The organism is Serratia sarumanii (assembly GCF_029962605.1).
Taxonomy (GTDB): Bacteria; Pseudomonadota; Gammaproteobacteria; order Enterobacterales; family Enterobacteriaceae; genus Serratia; species Serratia sarumanii.
In genome coordinates, this window is record NZ_CP124750.1 from 2242251 (window position 1) to 2262463 (window position 20213).

A 20213-nucleotide genomic window follows, 5' to 3' on the forward strand; every position below is an offset into this window, starting at 1 on the left:
TAGCTAACAAATTTAACCGATGATCGCCTCGGCGGGCTGCAGCTGCGTCAGCGTTGCGGCGATCTGCTGTTGCAACGCCTGCGGCGCTACCTGCATCGGCGAGCGCAGCTCGTTGGCGATCAGCCTCTGCTGAGCCAGCACCGTCTTGACCGGCGCCGGATTCGGGAAGCTGAACATCTGGTGGATCATCGGCAGCAGCTCATAGAAGTTGCTGCGCGCCGCGGCCAAATCGCCGGCGGCGACCTGCTGCACCAGCTGCACGAAACGTTCCGGGTGAACATGCGCGGCGGCGGAGATGGCGCCGGTGCCGCCGAGGCACAGCGTGGTGAGGATCAGATTGTCTTCCCCGGTCATCACATCGATTTCGCCGTCGGCGATCAGCGCCATGGTGGCGTCAGGATTGCCGCCGCAGTCCTTGATGGCGGTGATGCGCGGATGGCGCGCGAGCCGGCGCAATGTGGCCAGCTCCATGGCGATGCCGGTGCGCTGCGGAATGTTGTACAGGATCACCGGCACGCTGGAGGCGTCGGCCAACTGGGTGAAATAATCGATCAGGCCGCATTGCGAAGGGCGAATGTAGTAAGGTGCCGGGATCAGCACGCCGGCGATGTCGCGCAGCTGAATGGCCTGCTGCATCTGCAGCGTGGCGGCCATGTTATTGCCGGAAAGGCCCATCACGACCTGGTGTGCGGGCGCCACTTCCAGCACGGCGTCGAGCACCGCCAGCTGTTCTTCTTTGTTCAGCGCGGCGGCTTCACCGGTGGAGCCGCAGACCACCAGGCCATTGATGCCGGCGTCGAGCAGGTGCCGCGCCAGGCGTTTCACCGCCGGCAAATCGACGGCATCGTGATTGAAAGGGGTAACCATCGCCACCCAAATACCCGAAAATGAGGCCATAAAATATTCCTTCTGTGTGACCGACAGAGAAGCCAGATGAGAAAATTGAAGGCGGGGCGTTGCGCGCCATCCAGTCAGCTCATCTGACGGGACAGCTCGCCCCGGTCAAATGAGCGTCTGTTTCTTCGATTTAACCGCCGCCAAACCGCCAACGGGCAACGCGGGCGTCATCAGCATGTCAGCGTTGCGTGGGTAGGCCATAGCGGTCTCGTGAAAAGGGGAAGTGGGGTGATAATGAATATTCTTCATCAGGCTGTCAATTTACAACAGATTGATAACATTGTTATTCATGATTCGGTAGCGAGGATGAGTTTGGCTAATAAATAAAAATCCCCGCAGCGGCGGGGAGAGTTTGGCCGGCTCAGCGCGGCGGGCGGGAGCCGATGGTGGCGGACCAACTGAAGGTGTCGCCGCTCGGCCGATAGCGGTTGGACTTACGTTCTGCACGCTCCGCCTTGGCGAGCTTCGCTCTGGCGGCCATGATGCGCGCCACCACTTCATCCTTGACCTTGTGCTGTTCGGCGTTGGTCAGCGGCCTGCCGTGGCTCTTGCGCGCCTTGTCCAGTTCGGTTTTCACTTCCCGCTGTTCGCTTTCCGTCATCTCTTTCAACGTCAACTTTTTCATCTGTGCCGCCCGTTCGGTGAAGTTGACCTACAGTTTAGCGGCGTTATGTGACCGAAAATGTTATGGGCATAACGAAATGCGCGGTAAGCCGGCATTACACCTCTTCCAGCAGATCGTCGACAAAGCGCCGCATGCGTTCGGTGCGCTGCTCGGCCATGTGCCGCCCGGCGGCGGTCTGGAAGCCGTCTTGCAGTTTGAACAGCTTGGTTTCGAAGTGATCCAGGCTGAAACGCTTGTCGTCGTATTGGCGATGCTCGGCCCGCGGGTCGGCGGCGTCGTACAGCGCGCTGCGCATGCGGCCGCCGATATAGAAGCAGCGCGCCACGCCGATCAGGCCGATGGCGTCGAGGCGATCGGCATCCTGCAGGATCTTCGCCTCCAGCGTTTGCGGGGGGATGCCGGCGGAAAAACTGTGCGCTTCGATGGCGTGAGCCACCGCCGCGATATCCGCCGGCGCCCATTCCAGCCGGGTCAGCGTCAGCGTGGCTTGCTCCGCCGCCATGCGTGAGGCCAGATGGCGCTGCGGCGAATTCTTTTCCACCGCGACGGCGTCGTGCAGCAGCACCGCCGCACAGAGAATGCGCCGGTCGCCGCCTTCCAGCTTGCTGATCCGGCGGCAGTTCTTCCAGACCCGGTGCAGATGCGCCACGTCATGCGAACCGTCGTCCGACTCGAGGGTGAGCGGCAACAGCGTTTGCGCCAGCGCCTGGTAGGGGGAAAAAGGTTGTAACAGCTCTTGCGTCAGCGAGGGTAAAGACACGTTCAGCTCCTGTTGGGGGAAATCGGTCAATCAGCATAGCCGCGCCGGATGCCGGGAGAATGACAGAAAAACGGCTATTGTTTACTAAAGTGCAACCCACTATTGTCATAACTGCGGTTTTTGCAGCGAAACAAGCAACCTAGAATAGCCGCATTCCGCCGTCTCCGCTTGGTGAGAGCCTGTGTCCGCGGAGATGGCCGGAATATCCTCATCAGCCATGGGAGAAGATATATGCCAACCCCTCTTGAAATAGTGCGCGCAACCTATGAAGGCAGCTCCGAAGAAAACGGCCGTAATCTGCTGGCGGCGCTGGCCCCCGATGCCGAGTGGACCGAAGCCGCCGGTTTCCCCTACGCCGGTACCTATATCGGCCCGGAGAACATCATCAAGAACGTGCATCAGCGCCTGGGCAGCGAATGGCAAGGTTACCGCGCCGATGTCGACCACTTTTACGACGCCGGCGACAATGTGATCGCTCAAGGTTTTTATCACGGCACCTACCGGGCCACCGGCAAATCCTTCAACGCCTCTTTTGCGCATATTTATACGCTGCGCGGCGGCAAAATCGTGAAGTTCGTGCAGATTGTCGACAGCGCCAAAGTGCTGGAAGCGATGCAGCCTTAATCGCCGCTGCGCTTGCCGAATTTGCGGTCGAACTCGCGCCGGTAACCCCGGGCCTTGTTGCGATCGCGGATCCACAGATAGCCGCACACCAGCGCAACCGCTCCCGAGAAGGTGACGTTGCGCATATCCCGGTCATACCAAAACACCAACAGCGCATCCAGCGCCGCAATCAGCGCGATCCATTTATACATATGGGATTGACGCCGCGTGGCGGCGTTGAGTCGCTTTAACTGTCTGGCTTCGTCCAACACCGGTTTTTGCTGCATAGCGTTTCGTTATCATCAGGCTGTTCACGCTAAATTAGCAGAATTTCCCTAACCGCCGCAAAGATTAACGCGCGGTGCCATGCGGTTTTCCCCGCCGCTGGCGCGGGGCAGAAAATTTATGCCGGACGCTTGAATTGTCCATTGGGCGTGGTAGGTTATTTATTCGCTATTTTTGGGTTTTTATTCAGCACTCGCCGTGTCATCAAGCTGCAGCACCGGGCGGTTAACGTGATGGGTTCGATACATGCGGCGATTAACTTCGGCAGGAGGATGTGATGAACGATAAAACGGCACGCCCGCAGGATGTGGTTCAGCAACAGCTTGACGCCTATAACGCCCGCGACATCGACGCCTTCATGGCCTGCTGGGCGGACGACGCGCAGTATTACGAGCATCCCGACACGCTGCTGGCCAGCGGCAAGGCGGCGATCCGCGAACGGCATCTGGTGCGTTTCCAGGAGCCGAGTCTGTACGGTGAACGGATAAAACGCATGGCGGTGGGGAACATGGTGGTCGATCAGGAAGTGGTGACGCGTAACTTCCCGCAGGGGCGCGGCAAAATGGATGTCATCGCCATTTACGAAGTGGAACAGGGGCGGATCGCCAAAGCCTGGTTCAAGATCGGCCCCTGCGTGCCGGATGAGGGCGCGCTCTAGCCCCGCATTATTGCAACGCCATCACCGCTTCTATCTCTACGCACACCTGCGGTGAAAACAACGCGCTGACCGCCATCAGTGAACAGGCCGGTAGCGCGCCATCGAAATAGTCAAACAGCACCGGGCGCACGCCCGCCAGATCGGCGATGTCGGTCAGGAACACGCTGATTTTAATCAACGCTTTAAGATTAACGCCTTCGCTGGCGGCGATAGTGGCTAACTGCTCGAGGATCTCTTGCGTTTGCTCCGGCGCGCTCAAGCCTTGCGCGTCGGTGGCGAAGGCCGTCAATCCCGACACGTACAGGCGATCGCCGTGGCGCACCGCATGCACATAGGGGCCGCCCGGCGTAGGCAACTGCGGATAATTCGTGCGTTTTAATAATGTCATGATCAAACCCCGCGCAAGACCGGTTAATAAAATCGACAAACTTGGTTAGGATACTGAGGAAACGGCGGCCAGACGCCGCGCACCGATGATATTTGAGAGTATCATCCTTCTTTATTTTATACGCCCTCTCTCACCAGAATGTGACAGTGTGGCGCAGCTCGGCCACAAGGACGCATGAGACGATGAACCCGCTTTTTACTCCCTACCTGCAACGCTGGCAACTGGAACAGGACGGCAAAGCCTTCGAAACCCACAGCAGTCTGCTGATGCCGGTGCGTTACCGGGGCGAGGCGGCTATGTTGAAGATCGCCCGCGAGCAGGAAGAGCGCTTCGGCGGCCAGCTGATGTGCTGGTGGCGCGGGGAAGGCGCCGCGCAGGTGCTGGCGTGGCATGACGACGGCATTCTGCTGGAGCGCGCGCAGGGTGAAGGTTCGTTGGCGCAGCTGGTGCGTGACGGCGACGATGAGCAGGCCACGCAAATCCTGTGCGGGGCGATCGCCGCCTTGCATGCGCCGCGAGCGGAACCGTTGCCCGAGCTGATCCCGCTGCAGGAATGGTTCAGCTCACTGTGGCCGGCGGCGCAGGCGCACGGCGGCATGCTGCGTCTCTGCGCCACGGCGGCGGCGGAATTGCTGAACAGCCCGCGAGAAGAGAGCGTGTTGCACGGCGATATTCACCATGACAACGTGCTGGACTTCGGCGAACGCGGCTGGTTGGCGATCGATCCCAAGCGTTTGTATGGCGAACGGGGCTTCGACTACGCCAATATCTTCTGCAATCCCAACTATGGCATCGCCACCGATCCGGCCATTTTCCAGCGCCGCGTGGAACAGGTCTGTCGCTTGGCCGGGCTGGAGCGCCGGCGCTTGCTGCAATGGATCCTCGCCTGGTCGGGGCTGTCCGCCGCCTGGTTCATGGAAGACGGGCAGGCGGCGGACATCGACTTTCGCGTCGCCGAGCTGGCGGCGCGCGCGCTGGATCTCCCGCTGCCGGGCGGCGACTCAGGGTTCATCCTGCCAGTAATCGAGCGAGGTTGAAGGGCGCTGCAGGTAGCGCACCTGCTGGCCGTCTGCGCCGCGCGCCATCGCCTGGTATTTGCCGGAATCCGGGTACATCACCAGCTCCGGCTGCTCGCGCGTGCTGACGGACAGGTACTTCAGCGGCGCATCTGAGGTGTTGATGATCTGGTGCGGGTATTCCGGGCCCGGCGGAATGAAGATGACATCCCCGCTGACGATCGGCAGCATTTCTCCGGCCACCCGCAGCGTACCGCTGCCTTCCAGAATGATGAACATTTCCTCCTGAGCGTAGTGAAAATGGTAGGGGCAGGAGCGCATACCCGGCGCGACACAATCGAAAGAGGCGCCCAGCTTGTCGGCGGCGGTGCCGGTGCCGAGGCGAGTGCCGACGCTGTCATACAGCGGCGGCCGCCGATCGTGCCGCTTATCTACCCGTTCGACATTACGTATCAGGCGCTGAGTCAACAGCGCAGCTTTCTCAGTCATAGGCTTCCTTGGTGACGGCGTCACTTATTTTGTGAATTGATATCAAGACGACAGAGAAAGTGAAGGCGCCATGGCGGCACTTGTCAATGTAGACCGCCCGTTACGTCACGGTGGTTCGCCACGGCAGCGACAGCAGCAGATGCGCGATGGCGCCGCCGACAATGCCCCAGAATGCCGAACCGATGCCGAGCAACGTGACGCCGGAGGCGGTGATGAGGAAGGCGATCAGCGCCGCGTCGCGCTGTTTTTCATCATGCAGCGCGCGTTGCAGGCTGCCGCCGATGGTGCCGAGCAGCGCCAGCCCGGCGATGGTGTGGATCAAGGCGACCGGTAACGCGCTGAACAGCAGGCCGATGGCGCCGCCGAACAGCCCGGCCAGCAGGTAGAAAACGCCGGCGGCCACCGCGCCCATATAGCGCCGCTGCGGATCGGGATGCACGTCCGGCCCCATGCAGATGGCGGCGGTGATCGCGGCGATGCACACCGAGAAGCCGCCGAACGGCGCCAGCAGCAGCGCGGTCAGCGCCGTCCAGGCGATCAGCGGTGACGTAGGCACGCGGTAGCCCGCCGCCTGCAGCGTGGCGATGCCGGGAGCGTTCTGCGAAGCCATGGTCACCGCGAAGAAGGGTACGCCGATGCCCAGCAGTGTCGGCCAGCTGAAGTGCGGCGCGATAAATTCCGGCATGGCGAACGCCGGCGCATGCTGTGTCAGCTGGATATTGCCCTGCAGCGCAGCGATCGCCAGCCCGGTCGCCAGCGTCAGCACGATGGCGTAGCGCGGTTGATAACGGCGGCTGAGTAGATAGGCCAGCCCCATGCCGGCGCTCAGAGAGAAATTGAGCTGCAGCGAAGCGAAGGCGTCCAGACCGAAACGCAACAGGATCCCCGCCAGCATCGCGGCGGAAATCGCCTGCGGAATGTAGTCCATCAGGCGGGCGAACAGCCCGGTGACGCCGCACAGCAGGATCAGACCAGAAGCGAAGATAAACACCCCGATCGCCTCGTTGATCGGGGTGCCGGGCAGGCTGGTGACCAGCAGCGCCGCACCGGGCGTCGACCAGGCGGTGAGGATCGGGGTACGGTAGTAAAGCGAGAGTCCGAGCGAGGTGATGCCCATCGCGATCCCCAGCGCGCTCAGCCAGCCGCCGATCTGCGCCGGCGTGGCGCCCGCGGCGGCGGCGGCCTGGAAAATGATCGCGGCAGAGCTGGTGTAACCCACCAGGACGGCGACAAAGCCGGCCATGACGGCGGGCAGGGTCAGATGGCGCAGGGAGAGGGCTGGGCGCATGAGAAGCTCCAATCGGTGGTTGTGCGTTATAACGCACGATGAGAAATCAGCATAGCACCGTGCGCTATAGCGCACAAGCGGGTATAATCGGGCTCGACACGCAGAGGAGAACTGGATGCAGGAACTTGCCGGCCATTTGGCACACACCCTTCGCACGCTGCGCGCGCAGCGCGGCTGGAGCCTGACGCAGGCGGCGGAATACACCGGCGTCAGCAAGGCGATGCTCGGGCAGATCGAACGCGGCGAATCCAGCCCGACGGTGGCGACACTGTGGAAGATCGCCACCGGTTTCAACGTGGCGTTCTCCGCCTTTCTTGAGGCGTCGCCCGCGCAGCAGCAGGCGACGCTGCACCGCTACGGCGATCTGCCGGTGTACGATCAGGACAACGCCGATATGCGCGTGGTGCCGCTGTTTCCGTACGATCGCCAGCTGGGTTTCGATATGTTCGTCATCGATCTTGCACCGGGCGCGCTCAGCGAGTCGTCGCCCCATGAGCCGGGCGTGATCGAGCATGTCATCGTGATCAGCGGCCGGTTGGAGTTGGCGATAGACGGCGAATGGCACAGCCTGGCTGCCGGCGAGGCGATGCGCTTTCAGGCCGATCGGCCGCACGCTTACCGCAACGCCAGTTCACAAACGGTGCGTATCCACGATCTGATCCACTATCCTCAATCCTGACTCAACGCGGCGACCGTGGGCTTTGACTCCGCGCCGCCAAACGCCTACCTTGTTGAAAATGACTCTTATTTCACAGGCTGTCGCCCACGACGGGGCGGCGTTGCAGCCGACTCAAAAGGAGCTTGATTTTGCCGGTCACCAATCGACGTCAGTTCATTAAACTCAGTGCGCAAACCGCAGGAGCCGTATTCGCGATGACTTCATTACCCAACAGTATCCGCCTGGCGATGGCGGCGGAAGGCGGCGCGGCCGCCGGCGATGAATTCCTGTGGCTGGAAGAGCTGCAGGGTAAAAAAGCGCTGCAATGGGTGCAGCAGGAAAATCAGCGCACCGTGGCGCGTTTCGGCCAGGGCGAAGACTTTCAGCGCATTGAGCGCGAGGTGCTGGATATCCTCAATAAAGACACCCAAATCCCGTGGGTGAGCAAGCGCGGCGAGTACTATTACAACTTCTGGCAGGATCAGGCCAATCCGCGCGGCCTGCTGCGGCGCACCACGCTGGACGAGTACCGCAAGGCCAAACCGGCCTGGGAGACGGTGCTGGATATCGATGCGTTGGGCAAGGCGGAAGGCAAGGATTGGGTCTATCAGGGCTCGCAACCGCTGGCGCCGGAATACCGCTATTGCCTGATGCAGCTGTCGCCGGACGGCGGCGACGCCACCGAAATCCGCGAATTCGATCTGGTGGCCAAACGCTTCGTCAAGGACGGCTTCAACGTGCCGGTGGCGAAAAGCCGGGTTTCCTGGGTCGATCGGGACACGCTGTTCATCGCCACCGATTTCGGCCCCGGCTCGATGACCCAGTCCGGTTACGCGCGCATCGCCAAACGCTGGCGGCGCGGCACGCCGCTGAGCGCCGCCGAAACGCTGTACGAAGCGCAGCCCGAGGACATGGCGGTCTTCGCCTATCACGATCGCACGCCGGGCTTTGAGCGCGATTTCGTCGGTCGTAGCCTGGACTTCTATCGCCGCGACTATTTCTTGCTGGCTCAGGACGGCCGGCAGAAAAAAATCGATATCCCGGCCGACGCAGAGCTGGACACGCATCGGGAATGGCTGCTGATCAAACCGAGCAGCGACTGGGAGGTGGGCGGCAAGCGTTATCCGTCCGGCGCGCTGCTGGCGGCCAACTTCGATGACTATCTGGCGGGCAAGCGCGAGCTGCAGCTGTTGTTTACCCCGACGGCGGAGCAGGCGCTGAGCGGCTACAGCGGCACCCGCGATCATCTGATCCTCAGCATCATGGATAACGTGGTCAACCGGCTGGAAGTGCTGACGCCGCAGGGCGGCAGCTGGCAACGTCGCCCGCTGGGCAACCCCGGCGCCATCAGCACCATTTCCGCCGGCGGCATCGACGAAGAGAGCAACGCCTATTTCCTGACCGTCAGCGGGTTCCTGCAGCCGACCTCGCTGTACATGGGCAATCTCGACGGCGGTGAGGCGACGCTGCTGAAACAGGCGCCGCAGGATTTTGACGCGTCAGGCTACCAGGTGAGCCAGCATTTTGCGCGTTCCAAGGACGGCACCCGCGTGCCGTATTTCCAGATTGCCGCCAAAGATCTCAAACCGGATGGCAGCACGCCGACGCTGCTGTATGGCTACGGCGGGTTTGAAGTGCCGCTGCTGCCGGGCTATCTCGGCGGCAAGGCGCCGGCCTGGCTGGAGCGCGGCGGGGTGTACGTGGTGGCCAACATCCGCGGCGGCGGCGAATACGGCCCGGCCTGGCACCAGGCAGCGCTCAAGCAGAATCGCCATCGCGCCTACGAGGATTTCGCCGCCGTGGCCGAAGATCTTATCGCACGCAAGGTGACCTCGGCGCCGCATTTGGGGGCGCGCGGCGGCAGCAACGGCGGCCTGTTGGTGGGCAATATGCTGACGCTGTATCCGCAGCTGTTCGGCTGCATCGTCTGCGAAGTGCCGCTGCTGGACATGCAGCGTTATACCCAGCTTTCCGCCGGCGCGTCGTGGATCGCCGAATACGGTGACCCGAGCAAGCCGGATGAGTGGGCTTATATCAAAACCTTCTCGCCGTACCACAACATTCAGGCGAAAACGGCCTATCCGCCGGTGCTGTTCTATACCGCCACCAGCGACGATCGGGTCAACCCGGCCCACGCCCGCAAAATGGCCGCGCGCATGCAGGCGATGGGGTATCAGCAGGCCTATTTCTATGAAAATACCGAAGGCGGGCACAGCGCTGCCGCCGACAAGCAACAGGCGGCGTTCCACAGCGCGCTGGTAAGCGAATTCATGTGGGCCAACCTGAGCGGCAAACCCAAGTCAGCGTAAGCCTTTTTCTTGCGGGCATAAAAAAACACCGGGGCGTTAACTCCGGTGTTTTTATTTACGTCTCAATCTGCCGGCGATCAGCGAGCCGCGGTGGCTTCCTGCGCTTTCTGATTGGCGTCTTCGGTGGTGTCCAGCGTCATGCGGTACAGCTTCGGCGCGGTCAGCATCATCAGGATAGCGATGACGGCGGTGACGATACCGATCTGCATAAACACATGGCTGTAGATGGCCAGCGAAGCGTGCGCGTCGTTGATGTCGCTTGGGACGGCAGTCAGACCGGCAACCTTACCGGCGATCAGCGCGGCGGCGGCGGTAGTCAGGAACCAGGAGCCCATGATGAAGCCCATCAGACGCTGCGGCACCAGCTGCGCCACCATCGCCAGGCCCAGGCCGGAAATCATCAGCTCACCGATGCTCTGCAGCGCGTAGCTCAGGATCAGCCAGTTGACCGACACGATGCCCTGTTCGTTGGCGAAGCTGGCGCCCCACGGCAGCACCAGGAAGGCGCAGGAGCAGAGGATCATGCCGAAAGCGAACTTGTGCGGCATTGGCAGGCGATCGCCCATTTTGTTATACAGCGCGGCCAGAATCGGGCTGGCGAGCATGATCCAGAACGGGTTCAACGCCTGATACTGCTCCGGCTCGAAGGCGACGCCGAAGATGCTGTGTTCCACGTTGTGGATGGCGAAGAAGTTCAGCGAGGTTGGCATCTGGCTGTACAGCACAAAGAACACCACCGCTTCCAGCATCAGCAGGAAGGCGACGATCATCTTACGGCGAGCGGCGCCGTGCAGGGCGAAGGTTTCCTTGGCGAACACCAGAACGATGCCGGCGGAAACCAGAGCCAGCGCCCAGCGTGCGATCACCTGGTTGTGCAGCAGCCAACTGGACACGGCGATCAACGCCACGATGCCAACCAGCACCATCAGCAGTTTCGGCAGATGCAGCGGCTTGAAGTCAGGCTTGGAACCGTTTTCCTTCACCCACTTGCGGCACATCATAAAGTTGACCAGGGTGATCAGCATGCCGACCACGCTCAGCGAGAATGCCACGCTCCAGCCGTATTTCGCCGCCAGCCACGGAGTGGCCAGCATAGAGAAGAAGGAGCCGATGTTCACCGACATGTAATACATGGTGAAGGCACCGTCGAGACGCGGATCGTCTTTCTCATAGCAGGTGGACAACAGGGAGGACGGGTTGGCCTTGAACAGGCCGCTGCCCACGGCGATGGTCGCCATGCCCATGTAGACCCAGAAGATGTCGTGGCCGGAGTAGGCCACCATGGCGTAACCGGCGGCCAGCACCAGCGCGCCGAGCACGATCACGCGTTTGGCGCCCAGCACTTTGTCGCCCAGCCAGCCGCCGATGGCGACGAAGCCGTATACCAGGGCGCTGAAGGAAGAGAACAGGGTGATGGAGTCGGCTTCGCTCATGCCGAGCATCTTGACCAGATAAACCGCCATGATGCCCTGCAGGCCGTAGTAGCCGAAACGCTCCCACAGTTCGATCGAGAAGATCAGATAGAACGCTTTCGGCTGTTTGAACGCGTTAAGGCTAACGCTCTCCGGATGTTGGTTGTTTGCTGTTGACACTGGTACCTCTGTTTTTTCGCAGCCCGTCTTTGGAGGACGGGAAAGTACAAAAGTTGATGCGGAACGGCATCCTTTTGCGTTGTTATAGGATGGGGACGGCGGTTAATGTTCACTATCTTTGTCAACGAGGCAAGCAGTTTGTCATATTCGGTTACATTTAACGCCCGCAGGATTATGCGGCGATGTTGCAAATGTTATGCAGTATTAACTTTCGGGTTTTAATGGTTTGCCGATTTTTTGTTTTGATTAAAAGCTATACGAATTTTAAACAGGGATATATTCTGCTGAATTGCTATTTTTTAGCGCATCAGTGTAGGTGAGGTTATTAATCCGTTGGAATGTTGTGCACATGGCGCGTTTTGTAAAATTATAGAAATTTGGGAAAACGAGACTGGCATTTGTGAACGCCTTGTGATCCTGAAAGCGTGACGTTCACCGCAATTTTCGACTAATTTTTCGCTTGAAAATAACACGGCACTGAGTTTTTCACTGAAAACCTCGAAATTGCCGGGGTTACTGCTGCGCGATATCACATTTCCGATAAAAAAGAGGCGCTGGCGGGGGGAGAGGTGGCGACGGGTGCGGTTTGCCGCACCCAACAGACTCAGGATTCCGGATAAACCTTTTCTTTATACTCGCACAGGTCTTCGATAATGCAGGAGCCACAGCGCGGTTTGCGCGCGATGCAGGTATAGCGGCCGTGCAGGATCAGCCAGTGGTGGCAATCGACCTTGAATTCGGCGGGCACCACCTTCAACAGCTTCTCTTCCACCTGATCGACGTTCTTGCCTGGCGCGAAGTGAGTGCGGTTGCACACCCGGAAGATGTGGGTGTCCACGGCGATGGTCGCCCAGCCGAAGGCGGTATTGAGCACCACGTTGGCGGTCTTGCGGCCGACGCCCGGCAGCGCTTCCAGCGCGGCGCGATCTTCCGGCACTTCGCCGCCGTGCAGCTCCAGCAGCATGCGGCAGGTTTTGATCACGTTTTCGGCCTTGCTGTTGAACAGACCAATGGTCTTGATGTACTCCTTGACGCCATCAACCCCCAGCGCCAGCATGGCGGCGGGGGTGTTGGCGACCGGATAAAGCTTGGCGGTCGCTTTGTTGACGCTGACGTCGGTGGCCTGTGCGGACAGCAATACCGCGATCAGCAGTTCAAACGGCGTGGTGTACACCAGTTCGGTGGTCGGATGCGGGTTGTTGTCGCGCAGCCGGGTCAGAATTTCCAGTCGCTTCTGCTTGTTCATCAGGCCTTCTCAGCACGTCCTTGTTCCAGCAGCGGTTCCACCGCCACGGCGCGGGCTTTGCGCGCCTTCATTTTTTCGTCGATCAGATATTTGACCGCCAGCAGCAGCCCCAGGCCGATAAAGGCGCCCGGCGGCAACATGGCCAGCAGGAAGGGGCTGTCGAAATGCACCACTTCGATGCGCAGTGACTTGGCCCAGCCGCCCAGCAGCTGGTCGGCGCCATCGAACAGCGTGCCGTTGCCCAACAGTTCTCGCATCGAGCCCAGCGTCACCATCACGCCGGTGGCGCCGAGGCCGATGGCCAGACCGTCCAGCGCCGAGAGGCCGACCGGTTTTCGCGCCGCCACCGCTTCGGCACGGCCGACCACGATGCAGTTGGTCACGATCAACGGAATAAAGATCCCGAGCGACTGATACAAACCGAAGGCATAGGCGTTGATCAGCATCTGCACGATGCTCACCACCGCGGCGATGATCATCACGTAGATCGGAATACGCACTTCGCTCGGCACCCAGCGGCGCACCGCGGAAATCGAGGCGTTGGTCAAGACCAAAACCAGGGTGGTGGCCAACCCCAGGCCGAGCGCGTTGGTGACGGTGGAGGTCACCGCCAGCAGCGGGCACATGCCCAGCAGCTGCACCAGGGCGGAGTTGTTCTTCCACAACCCCTGGACGATCAATTCTTTGGCTTCACTCATTCGGCGGCTCCACACGCAGGTAAGCTTTCAAGTTTAGGCGGCAGCGTTTCCATATACAACGCCGTGCGGCGCACTGCATTGACCACCGCACGCGGGGTGATGGTAGCGCCGGTGAACTGATCGAACATACCGCCGTCTTTCTTCACCGCCCAGCGCTTATCGTCCGGGCCTTCGATTTTCTTGCCGCTGAAGAAGGAAATCCAGTCGGAAATGCGCAGTTCGATTTTGTCCCCCAGCCCCGGGGTTTCGTGGTGTTCAATCACGCGGGTGCCGAGCACCGTGCCGTTGAAATCGGCGCCGACCAGCAGCTTGATGGCGCCGGAGTAGCCGTCCGGCGCGGTGGTTTCCAGCGCGGCGGCGGTCGGTTGCCCGTTTTTGCGCGCCAGGTACAAGCGGTGCGGCGCGCCGTCGCCCAGCGCCGGATCGCTGACCAGGAGGCATTCGTTCTGCATAATGTTGTCGTAGTTTTCCGGCGGCACCACCTGATCGAGCAACGCTTTTTGCTGCAGCGCCGCCTGATGGGCGATGGTGCCTTTCGTCAAGGTATAGACCACGGCGGTCAGGCCGGTGGTGACCGCCGCGAACACCGCCAGCGTGGTGCCGTGCTTTCTCATGGAATTCAGCATGGCGGCTCCTTAGCGATGGCCGTACACGCGCGGCTGCGTGTAGTGGTCGATTAACGGGACGGTGATGTTGGCGAGCAGCACGGCGAAAGCCACGCCGTCGGGGTAGCCGCCATAGACGCGGATCAGCCAGACCAGCATGCCGATCAGCGCGCCGTAGATCAGGCGGCCCTTCGGCGTGGTGGAGGCGCTGACCGGATCGGTGGCGATAAAGAACGCGCCCAGCATGCTGGCGCCGGAGAACAGGTGGATCAGCGGCGAAGCCTGATGCGCCGGATCGATCCACCAGGCAAGGCCAGAGCAGAAGGCGATGGCGGCCAACATGCTGAAAGGGATTTGCCAATGGATTAGGCGGCGCGCCAGCATAAACAGGCCGCCGGCCAGGAAGCCGAGGTTGACCCATTGCCAGCCGATGCCGGCCAGCGCGCCGCCGAACAGCGGCTGCTGTAACACCTGTTCCACGCTGTGGCCGCTGCGCAGGCCGGTTTTGAAGCCGTCGAGCGGCGTGGCCTGGCTGATGCCGTCCACGCCCATCTGCAGTTCGTGCAGCGTCGCGCCTTGCGAGGTATGGCCGCTGAAAATGGCCAGCAGCGTGTCGTGGAGCGACAGCGCGGTGGCGCGCAGCTCATCCGGCGGCAGCCAGCTGGTCATCTGTACCGGGAAGGAGATCAGCAGCACCACGTAACCGACCATCGCCGGGTTGAACGGGTTCTGCCCGAGGCCGCCGTACAGCTGCTTGGCGATGACGATGGCGAAGAAGGTACCGATAACGATCATCCACCACGGGGCCAGCGGCGGCAGGCTGATGCCGAGCAGCAGGGCGGTCAGCAAAGCGGAGTTATCTGCCAGCCGGCTGCGCACCGGCAGCTTGCGCAGCCTGAGGATCGCGCCTTCTGCGGCCAGCGCGACGATCGCCGCCAGCGCCACCTGAATCAATACGCCGTAGCCGAAGAACCAAATCTGCGCCGCGATGCCGGGAATGCACGCCAACATCACCCACAGCATGATGCGGCTGGTGCTTTGCTGGTTGTGGGTGAACGGCGAGCTGGCGATGTGTAAGCCTTTGGCGGCTGTGGGTGATACCGGCCTGAACTTCATAGAGTAACGATACCTTCTGCGCCGCGCCTGCGGCAGTTTCGATGCGCCGAATTGCGGGCGCGGCAAAAATAATAGCCGAGCATTCTACCTGATTCGATGCGAGGGTAATACGCCTTAATAATAGGGGTATTCAGCTTTCCGCACATCTGGCGATCGGGACGGCGCGATTTGATTTTTTTTTGGCCGGAAAATGGGCTAACGTGAGGAATTGTCAGTGGAACTTGTGCCGCCATCGACCGCAATAAATGGGTTAACCGTATGAATGAAATATCATTTTTCACCAGATTTCCGCACAAAATAACAACTTTCACATAATCCGTGTAGGTTACTATCGCGAACATTATTGAGTCAGTGAACCCATAATAATGACAAATGAAGACATTTTTTTTATTGAAGAGCTAATTGAGTGGGTGGAGATACATCTGGAGAAACGGCCAAACCTGGATGAAGTCGCGCGTATTTCGGGCTATTCCAAGTGGCATCTGCAGCGTAAATTCAAGCGTATTACCGGCATTCAACTCGCCACCTACATCCGTTCGCGTATCCTGACGCGCGCCGCGGTGGCGCTGCGCATTACTCGTCGCTCCATCATCGACATTTCCGATGAGCTGGGCTTCGACTCTCAGCAGACCTTTACCCGCATGTTCAAGCAGCGCTTCGGCACCACGCCCAATCGCTACCGTTCGATGACGCACTGGGACGTGAAAAACCTGATGCCGCGCTTTAACTTCGAAGCCAGCTACGGCGCCGGTTATTACCCGGAAGTGAAGCGGCTGACGCTGCCCGACATGCAGTTGGTCGGTTTCACGCGCCGGCTGGATTTCGCCTCCGAACAGGAGCTGGAGTACTCTTCCTGCATGGCGATGAAGGACGAGATTTTCAACGACTTCTTCAAGGGGCTGCACGTCGACTGTCGGCGGATTTACAGCATCTACTCCCCTCATGCCGGGGAGGGCGACGAGCTCTCATCCACGCTGGTGATGGCGGTCGATCCTGAACACAAAAAGGATATTCTTTCCAACTATCAAATCGACACTTTCCATCTGCCGAGCCGCGAGTTTATCTCCATCAACCATAAGGGTTCGGCGAAAGAGTGTTTGCAGTTTTTCGGCTACCTGATGTCGCATGTAATGCCGGGGCTGAAGGATGAAGTGCGCGGCAGTATGGAAATGGAGATCATTCAAACCAAAGAGTGGAATCCGGAATCCAAACTGCGCCAGATTGATGTGGATTACACCTACCTGATCTCTATCGATTAAACGGCGCCGACGTCAGCCAGGCGCCGCTGTCATCATTTGTCTTCCGTTTCCGCCGCCAGCGATTCCCTGGCGGCTTTTTTGGCTTTGGCGCGGGCGATAGCCGCCGCGACCGCCGCCTTGCGCGGATCTTCCTCGGCGGTTGCCGGCGCCGTTTCCGCCGCTGCAGGGGCGTCCGCCTGCTGCGCCGCCTTCTTGGCTTTGGCGCGTGCGATAGCCGCCGCGACCGCCGCCTTGCGCGGATCTTCCTCGGCGGTTACCGGCGCCGTTTCCGCCGGTGCAGGGGCGTCCGCCTGCTGCGCCGCTTTCTTGGCTTTGGCGCGGGCGATAGCCGCCGCGACCGCCGCCTTGCGCGGATCTTCCTCGGTGGCTGCCGGCGCCGTTTCCGCCGGTGCAGGGGCATCTGCCTGCTGCGCCGCTTTCTTGGCTTTGACACGCGCCAGAGCGGCAGCGACCGCCGCCTTGCGCGGGTCTTCTTCGGCGGCTGCCGGCGCCGTTTCCGCCGGTGCTGGGGCATCTGCCTGCTGTGCCGCTTTCTTGGCTTTGACACGCGCCAGAGCGGCAGCAACCGCCGCCTTGCGCGGATCTTCTTCGGCGCTTGCCGGAGCCGGTTCCGCTGCGGCTGGGGTATCTGCCTGCTGCTCTGCCTTTTTGGCTTTGACGCGCGCCAGGGCGGCAGCAACGGCCGCTTTACGCGGATCGTCCTCTGTTGCCGCCGGGGCGGCGTTGTCTGCGGCCGGCGCTTCCTTGCGCGCTTTCACGCGGGCCAGCGCCGCGGCCACGGCGGCTTTGCGCGCGTCGTCGCCGGAGGCCGCCGGTGGCGCCTCTTTTTCCGCCTCGGCCGCCAACTGGGCGCGGCGTTCACGCGCCTGCGCTTTACGCGCTTCGCGGGCAGCGATCATTTCGCTGTTATCCGGCTGCTGGCCGTCGACCGGCGTAACCGCCGCTTCGGCATTCTTGCTGCGCACGCGCGCCAGCGCGGCCTGCACCGCACCCTGATCGTCGTCGGTCAGTTTGACGGCGGCTTTTTTGTGCCGCTCTTCGCGCGCCAGCTTCTCGCGCTCCAGGCGGGCCAGCTTGGCTTCGTAACGCGCCTTGGCCTCGGCGGCGCGCGCCGCTTCCAGATCGATAGCCTTGATCTCGGCCTTTTCCTGACGGTAGTACTGCACCAGCGGGATGTTGCTGGGGCAGACGAACGCGCAGGCGCCGCATTCAATGCAGTCGAACAGGTTATGGTTGCGCGCCTTGTCGTGCTCCTGCCCACGGCTGAACCAGTACAGCTGCTGCGGCAGCAGCCCGGCAGGGCAAGCGTCTACACACAGGCCGCAGCGGATGCAGGACTGCTCCGGCTCCTGCGGTGTCATTTCATCGACCGTCGGCGCCAGAATGCAGTTGCTGATCTTAACGATCGGCACGTTCAGCGCAGGCAGGGTGAAGCCCATCAGCGGGCCGCCCATGACCACCATCTGCTGCGCCTGCGGGCGGAAACCGGCGAAGTCAAGCAGGTGCTGCACCGGCGTGCCGATGCGCGCCCACAGGTTGCCCGGGCGCTCGATCGCGTCGCCGGTCAGGGTCACTACGCGCTCAATCAGCGGTTCACCGTCGACGATCGCTCGCTTGATGGCGAAGGCGGTGCCGACGTTTTGCATCAATACGCCGATGGCAGAGGAGTGCTTGCCGTGCGGCACTTCCTTGCCGGTCAGGATCTTGGTCAGCTGTTTGGCGCCGCCGGACGGGTATTTGGTGGGGATAACGCGCAGCGCAATGCCGGACTGGCCGCGTAACGCCTGCTTCAGCGCCGCGATCGCCTCCGGTTTGTTGTCTTCGATGCCGATCAGCGTGACCTTGGGTTGCAGAATATGTTGCAGGATCTGCGTGCCTTCAACGATCTGATCGGCATGTTCCTGCATCAGGCGATCGTCGGCGGTGATGTAAGGTTCGCACTCGGCGGCGTTGAGGATCAGCGTTTCCACGCCGCTCATGCCGCCCTGCAGCTTGCTAGCGGTTGGGAAACCGGCGCCGCCCAGACCGGCGATGCCGGCCTGATGAATACGTTGAATCAGATCCGCGGCGGGCGCTTGGCGGTAGTCAGCCACCGGATCGCGCTCGCACCAGCGGTCTTCGCCGTCCGCCTCGATAATCACGCACAGCTCCGTCAGCCCGGAAGGGTGCGCGGTGATGTGCGGCGTGATGGCGCTGACGGTGCCCGAGGTCGGGGCGTGAACCGGCACGGTGCGGCCGCGGCCGACGGTCAGCGGCTGGCCTTTCAACACCCGATCGCCGGCATTGACGCACAGCTCGCCTTCAGGCCCCAGATGCTGTTGCAGCGGAATGATAAAGGTCTTGGGCAGGGGAGCGACACGCAGCGGCGCACCGCTGGACTGCGTTTTCATTTCCGGCGGATGGATCCCGCCGTTGAAATCCCAGATCCGGTCTTTTTTAAAGGCGGCGAACAGATTAAGCATGTTGCTCCACGTGGATCACTTGCACCGGGATCGTCTTCATGTCCCACTTCCAGTTGGCGGTGGTGGTGGCGACCGGTCTCATTTCAATACAGTCGGTAGGGCAAGGGGCGACGCACAGGTCGCAGCCGGTGCAGAGGTCGGTGATGACGGTGTGCATGGCGCGGGTGGCGCCGACGATGGCGTCCACCGGGCAGGCCTGAATGCACTTGGTGCAGCCGATGCAGTTGGCCTCGTCGATATAGGCCACTTTACGCTCCGGCTCGGCGGCGGCTTCGCTGCCCAGCGGCTGCGGCTCGACGTTGAGCAGCTCCGCCAGTTTCAACATCACCTGTTCGCCACCCGGCGCGCATTTGTTGATCATCTCGCCGTTGGCCACCGCCTCGGCGTAGGGGCGGCAACCGGGGTAGCCGCACTGGCCGCACTGGCTCTGCGGCAGGATCGCGTCGACCTGCTCGGCGACCGGATCCTCCTCCACCTCAAAACGGCGCGCGGCGTAGCCCAGCACCAGTCCGAACAGCAGCCCGAGCGCGCTTAAAGCCGCGATAGCTATCCACAACGCAGTCATTAGAATTTCACCAGCCCGGTAAAGCCCATAAAGGCCAGCGACATCAGCCCGGCGGTGATCAGTGCGATCGAGGAGCCGCGGAACGGCGCCGGCACGTCGGCGACCGCCAGACGTTCGCGAATGGCGGCAAACAGCACCATGACCAGCGAGAAACCGGCGGCGGCGCTGAAGCCGTACACGGCGGACTGCAGGAAGTTATAGCCGAGGTTAACGTTAAGCAACGCTACGCCAAGCACCGCGCAGTTGGTGGTGATCAGCGGCAGGAAGATGCCCAGCAGGCGGTAGAGCGCCGGGCTGGTCTTGCGCACCACCATCTCGGTGAACTGCACGACGACGGCGATCACCAGAATGAAGGAGAGCGTGCGCAGATACACCAGATCCAGCGGAACCAGAATAAAGGTGTTGATCACCCAGGCGCTGACGGAGGCCAGCGTCATGACGAAGGTGGTGGCCATTCCCATGCCGATGGCGCTTTCCAGCTTCTTGGAAACGCCGAGGAACGGGCACAGGCCAAGAAACTTCACCAGAACGAAGTTGTTCACCAGTACGGTGCCGACAAACAGGAGCAGGTATTCGGTCATTGCGATGCCTAAAAAAATAAAAGCCGCCTATTATCGGGAATCGGCGGCCGGACGACAACATATGAATCGCAGGGGTATTGCCTTTTTTGGCGAAAATTTACACAAAACACCCG

At 61.2% G+C, this 20213-nt stretch carries 22 protein-coding genes; 6 read left to right on the plus strand and 16 right to left on the minus strand.

Annotated elements, in window-relative coordinates; translation table 11 throughout:
- Positions 1–12: 12 nt before the first annotated feature.
- From dapA to SSARUM_RS10760, 3 genes are all read right to left on the minus strand, one after another.
- On the minus strand, positions 13–897 hold the full coding sequence (gene dapA, locus SSARUM_RS10750) for a 4-hydroxy-tetrahydrodipicolinate synthase (RefSeq protein ID WP_043147387.1): 885 nt from the start codon (positions 895–897) through the stop codon (positions 13–15).
- Positions 898–1258: 361 nt separating this feature from the next.
- Positions 1259–1522 carry a YjbD family protein gene (locus SSARUM_RS10755; RefSeq protein ID WP_043147388.1) on the minus strand — a complete coding sequence of 88 codons (264 nt, stop codon included), beginning with the start codon at positions 1520–1522 and terminating at the stop codon, positions 1259–1261.
- A gap of 94 nt (positions 1523–1616) precedes the next feature.
- Complete coding sequence (locus SSARUM_RS10760; protein WP_079656471.1) at positions 1617–2312, minus strand: HD domain-containing protein; 696 nt, start codon at positions 2310–2312, stop codon at positions 1617–1619.
- 201 nt (positions 2313–2513) lie between these two features.
- Here SSARUM_RS10760 and SSARUM_RS10765 point away from each other — a divergent pair, with 201 nt between their 5' ends.
- The gene (locus tag SSARUM_RS10765; protein WP_033648196.1) at positions 2514–2906 is read left to right on the plus strand and encodes a nuclear transport factor 2 family protein; all 393 of its coding nucleotides are present in this window, start codon (positions 2514–2516) and stop codon (positions 2904–2906) included.
- Here the strand turns inward: SSARUM_RS10765 and SSARUM_RS10770 are convergent.
- Positions 2903–3172 carry a hypothetical protein gene (locus tag SSARUM_RS10770; RefSeq protein WP_004938382.1) on the minus strand — a complete coding sequence of 90 codons (270 nt, stop codon included), beginning with the start codon at positions 3170–3172 and terminating at the stop codon, positions 2903–2905. The two genes, SSARUM_RS10765 and SSARUM_RS10770, sit on opposite strands and share 4 nt — an antisense overlap.
- A 275-nt stretch (positions 3173–3447) precedes the next feature.
- On the opposite strand from SSARUM_RS10770, the gene SSARUM_RS10775 reads away from it, so the two are divergent.
- Positions 3448–3828 (plus strand): nuclear transport factor 2 family protein, encoded by a 381-nt coding sequence (locus SSARUM_RS10775; RefSeq protein WP_033638401.1) that lies wholly within the window; start codon positions 3448–3450, stop codon positions 3826–3828.
- A gap of 7 nt (positions 3829–3835) precedes the next feature.
- Here the strand turns inward: SSARUM_RS10775 and SSARUM_RS10780 are convergent, their stop codons facing one another.
- Entirely contained in the window at positions 3836–4216 is a 381-nt protein-coding gene (locus SSARUM_RS10780) for a RidA family protein (protein WP_033654780.1), read from the minus strand.
- 182 nt (positions 4217–4398) lie between these two features.
- Here SSARUM_RS10780 and SSARUM_RS10785 point away from each other — a divergent pair, with 182 nt between their 5' ends.
- Positions 4399–5253, plus strand: coding sequence for an aminoglycoside phosphotransferase family protein (locus tag SSARUM_RS10785; RefSeq protein ID WP_043147389.1), 855 nt, complete (start codon positions 4399–4401; stop codon positions 5251–5253).
- Here the strand turns inward: SSARUM_RS10785 and SSARUM_RS10790 are convergent.
- Both SSARUM_RS10790 and SSARUM_RS10795 read right to left on the minus strand, forming a co-directional pair.
- Positions 5218–5721 carry a cupin domain-containing protein gene (locus SSARUM_RS10790; protein WP_043147390.1) on the minus strand — a complete coding sequence of 168 codons (504 nt, stop codon included), beginning with the start codon at positions 5719–5721 and terminating at the stop codon, positions 5218–5220. The genes SSARUM_RS10785 and SSARUM_RS10790 overlap by 36 nt on opposite strands.
- Positions 5722–5821: 100 nt before the next feature.
- Complete coding sequence (locus tag SSARUM_RS10795) at positions 5822–7009, minus strand: benzoate/H(+) symporter BenE family transporter (protein WP_060429974.1); 1188 nt, start codon at positions 7007–7009, stop codon at positions 5822–5824.
- A gap of 115 nt (positions 7010–7124) precedes the next feature.
- Here SSARUM_RS10795 and SSARUM_RS10800 point away from each other — a divergent pair, with 115 nt between their 5' ends.
- Positions 7125–7688, plus strand: a complete 564-nt coding sequence (locus tag SSARUM_RS10800; RefSeq protein ID WP_033638405.1) for a helix-turn-helix domain-containing protein — start codon at positions 7125–7127, stop codon at positions 7686–7688.
- Positions 7689–7882: 194 nt separating this feature from the next.
- Positions 7883–9976 (plus strand): prolyl oligopeptidase family serine peptidase, encoded by a 2094-nt coding sequence (locus SSARUM_RS10805; RefSeq protein WP_043147392.1) that lies wholly within the window; start codon positions 7883–7885, stop codon positions 9974–9976.
- Between the two features lie 77 nt (positions 9977–10053).
- Here the strand turns inward: SSARUM_RS10805 and dtpA are convergent, their stop codons facing one another.
- The 6 genes from dtpA to SSARUM_RS10835 form a co-directional block, all read right to left on the minus strand.
- Positions 10054–11568 (minus strand): dipeptide/tripeptide permease DtpA, encoded by a 1515-nt coding sequence (gene dtpA, locus SSARUM_RS10810; protein ID WP_033638407.1) that lies wholly within the window; start codon positions 11566–11568, stop codon positions 10054–10056.
- A gap of 604 nt (positions 11569–12172) precedes the next feature.
- Entirely contained in the window at positions 12173–12814 is a 642-nt protein-coding gene (gene nth, locus SSARUM_RS10815) for an endonuclease III (protein WP_019455952.1), read from the minus strand.
- A complete protein-coding gene (locus SSARUM_RS10820) occupies positions 12814–13512 on the minus strand; it encodes an electron transport complex subunit E (protein WP_033638408.1) in 699 nt (232 codons plus the stop codon). Before SSARUM_RS10820 ends, nth begins: the two co-directional genes overlap by 1 nt.
- Positions 13509–14138 (minus strand): electron transport complex subunit RsxG, encoded by a 630-nt coding sequence (gene rsxG, locus SSARUM_RS10825; RefSeq protein ID WP_033654762.1) that lies wholly within the window; start codon positions 14136–14138, stop codon positions 13509–13511. The genes SSARUM_RS10820 and rsxG overlap by 4 nt, the downstream gene beginning before the upstream one ends.
- 9 nt (positions 14139–14147) lie before the next feature.
- The gene (gene rsxD / locus SSARUM_RS10830) at positions 14148–15233 is read right to left on the minus strand and encodes an electron transport complex subunit RsxD (RefSeq protein ID WP_049197119.1); all 1086 of its coding nucleotides are present in this window, start codon (positions 15231–15233) and stop codon (positions 14148–14150) included.
- Positions 15230–15514, minus strand: coding sequence for a hypothetical protein (locus SSARUM_RS10835; RefSeq protein ID WP_140926787.1), 285 nt, complete (start codon positions 15512–15514; stop codon positions 15230–15232). The genes rsxD and SSARUM_RS10835 overlap by 4 nt, the downstream gene beginning before the upstream one ends.
- An 84-nt stretch (positions 15515–15598) precedes the next feature.
- Here SSARUM_RS10835 and SSARUM_RS10840 point away from each other — a divergent pair, with 84 nt between their 5' ends.
- Positions 15599–16492 carry a helix-turn-helix domain-containing protein gene (locus tag SSARUM_RS10840; RefSeq protein ID WP_043147394.1) on the plus strand — a complete coding sequence of 298 codons (894 nt, stop codon included), beginning with the start codon at positions 15599–15601 and terminating at the stop codon, positions 16490–16492.
- Positions 16493–16524: 32 nt separating this feature from the next.
- Here SSARUM_RS10840 and rsxC read toward each other — a convergent pair whose 3' ends face one another.
- Genes rsxC through rsxA form a run of 3 tightly spaced genes read right to left on the minus strand, consistent with a single transcriptional unit; the run spans position 16525 to position 20100 of the window.
- Entirely contained in the window at positions 16525–18954 is a 2430-nt protein-coding gene (gene rsxC, locus SSARUM_RS10845) for an electron transport complex subunit RsxC (RefSeq protein ID WP_060429977.1), read from the minus strand.
- The gene (rsxB, locus tag SSARUM_RS10850; RefSeq protein ID WP_004938428.1) at positions 18947–19519 is read right to left on the minus strand and encodes an electron transport complex subunit RsxB; all 573 of its coding nucleotides are present in this window, start codon (positions 19517–19519) and stop codon (positions 18947–18949) included. Before rsxB ends, rsxC begins: the two co-directional genes overlap by 8 nt.
- On the minus strand, positions 19519–20100 hold the full coding sequence (rsxA, locus tag SSARUM_RS10855) for an electron transport complex subunit RsxA (RefSeq protein WP_004938443.1): 582 nt from the start codon (positions 20098–20100) through the stop codon (positions 19519–19521). The genes rsxB and rsxA overlap by 1 nt, the downstream gene beginning before the upstream one ends.
- Between the last annotated feature and the right edge of the window lie 113 nt (positions 20101–20213).

What these genes read in the sequence shown, in the direction of transcription:
- SSARUM_RS10755 (WP_043147388.1), bottom strand. Translation starts at nt 1,522, where the DNA reads ATGAAAAAGTTGACGTTGAAAGAGATGACGGAAAGCGAACAGCGGGAA.
- rsxG (WP_033654762.1), bottom strand. Translation starts at nt 14,138, where the DNA reads ATGCTGAATTCCATGAGAAAGCACGGCACCACGCTGGCGGTGTTCGCG.
- nth (WP_019455952.1), bottom strand. Translation starts at nt 12,814, where the DNA reads ATGAACAAGCAGAAGCGACTGGAAATTCTGACCCGGCTGCGCGACAAC.
- SSARUM_RS10795 (WP_060429974.1), bottom strand. Translation starts at nt 7,009, where the DNA reads ATGCGCCCAGCCCTCTCCCTGCGCCATCTGACCCTGCCCGCCGTCATG.
- dapA (WP_043147387.1), bottom strand. Translation starts at nt 897, where the DNA reads ATGGCCTCATTTTCGGGTATTTGGGTGGCGATGGTTACCCCTTTCAAT.
- rsxD (WP_049197119.1), bottom strand. Translation starts at nt 15,233, where the DNA reads ATGAAGTTCAGGCCGGTATCACCCACAGCCGCCAAAGGCTTACACATC.
- rsxB (WP_004938428.1), bottom strand. Translation starts at nt 19,519, where the DNA reads ATGACTGCGTTGTGGATAGCTATCGCGGCTTTAAGCGCGCTCGGGCTG.
- rsxC (WP_060429977.1), bottom strand. Translation starts at nt 18,954, where the DNA reads ATGCTTAATCTGTTCGCCGCCTTTAAAAAAGACCGGATCTGGGATTTC.
- SSARUM_RS10780 (WP_033654780.1), bottom strand. Translation starts at nt 4,216, where the DNA reads ATGACATTATTAAAACGCACGAATTATCCGCAGTTGCCTACGCCGGGC.
- SSARUM_RS10800 (WP_033638405.1), top strand. Translation starts at nt 7,125, where the DNA reads ATGCAGGAACTTGCCGGCCATTTGGCACACACCCTTCGCACGCTGCGC.
- SSARUM_RS10805 (WP_043147392.1), top strand. Translation starts at nt 7,883, where the DNA reads ATGACTTCATTACCCAACAGTATCCGCCTGGCGATGGCGGCGGAAGGC.
- SSARUM_RS10820 (WP_033638408.1), bottom strand. Translation starts at nt 13,512, where the DNA reads ATGAGTGAAGCCAAAGAATTGATCGTCCAGGGGTTGTGGAAGAACAAC.
- SSARUM_RS10775 (WP_033638401.1), top strand. Translation starts at nt 3,448, where the DNA reads ATGAACGATAAAACGGCACGCCCGCAGGATGTGGTTCAGCAACAGCTT.
- SSARUM_RS10770 (WP_004938382.1), bottom strand. Translation starts at nt 3,172, where the DNA reads ATGCAGCAAAAACCGGTGTTGGACGAAGCCAGACAGTTAAAGCGACTC.
- rsxA (WP_004938443.1), bottom strand. Translation starts at nt 20,100, where the DNA reads ATGACCGAATACCTGCTCCTGTTTGTCGGCACCGTACTGGTGAACAAC.
- SSARUM_RS10785 (WP_043147389.1), top strand. Translation starts at nt 4,399, where the DNA reads ATGAACCCGCTTTTTACTCCCTACCTGCAACGCTGGCAACTGGAACAG.
- SSARUM_RS10840 (WP_043147394.1), top strand. Translation starts at nt 15,599, where the DNA reads ATGACAAATGAAGACATTTTTTTTATTGAAGAGCTAATTGAGTGGGTG.
- SSARUM_RS10765 (WP_033648196.1), top strand. Translation starts at nt 2,514, where the DNA reads ATGCCAACCCCTCTTGAAATAGTGCGCGCAACCTATGAAGGCAGCTCC.
- SSARUM_RS10790 (WP_043147390.1), bottom strand. Translation starts at nt 5,721, where the DNA reads ATGACTGAGAAAGCTGCGCTGTTGACTCAGCGCCTGATACGTAATGTC.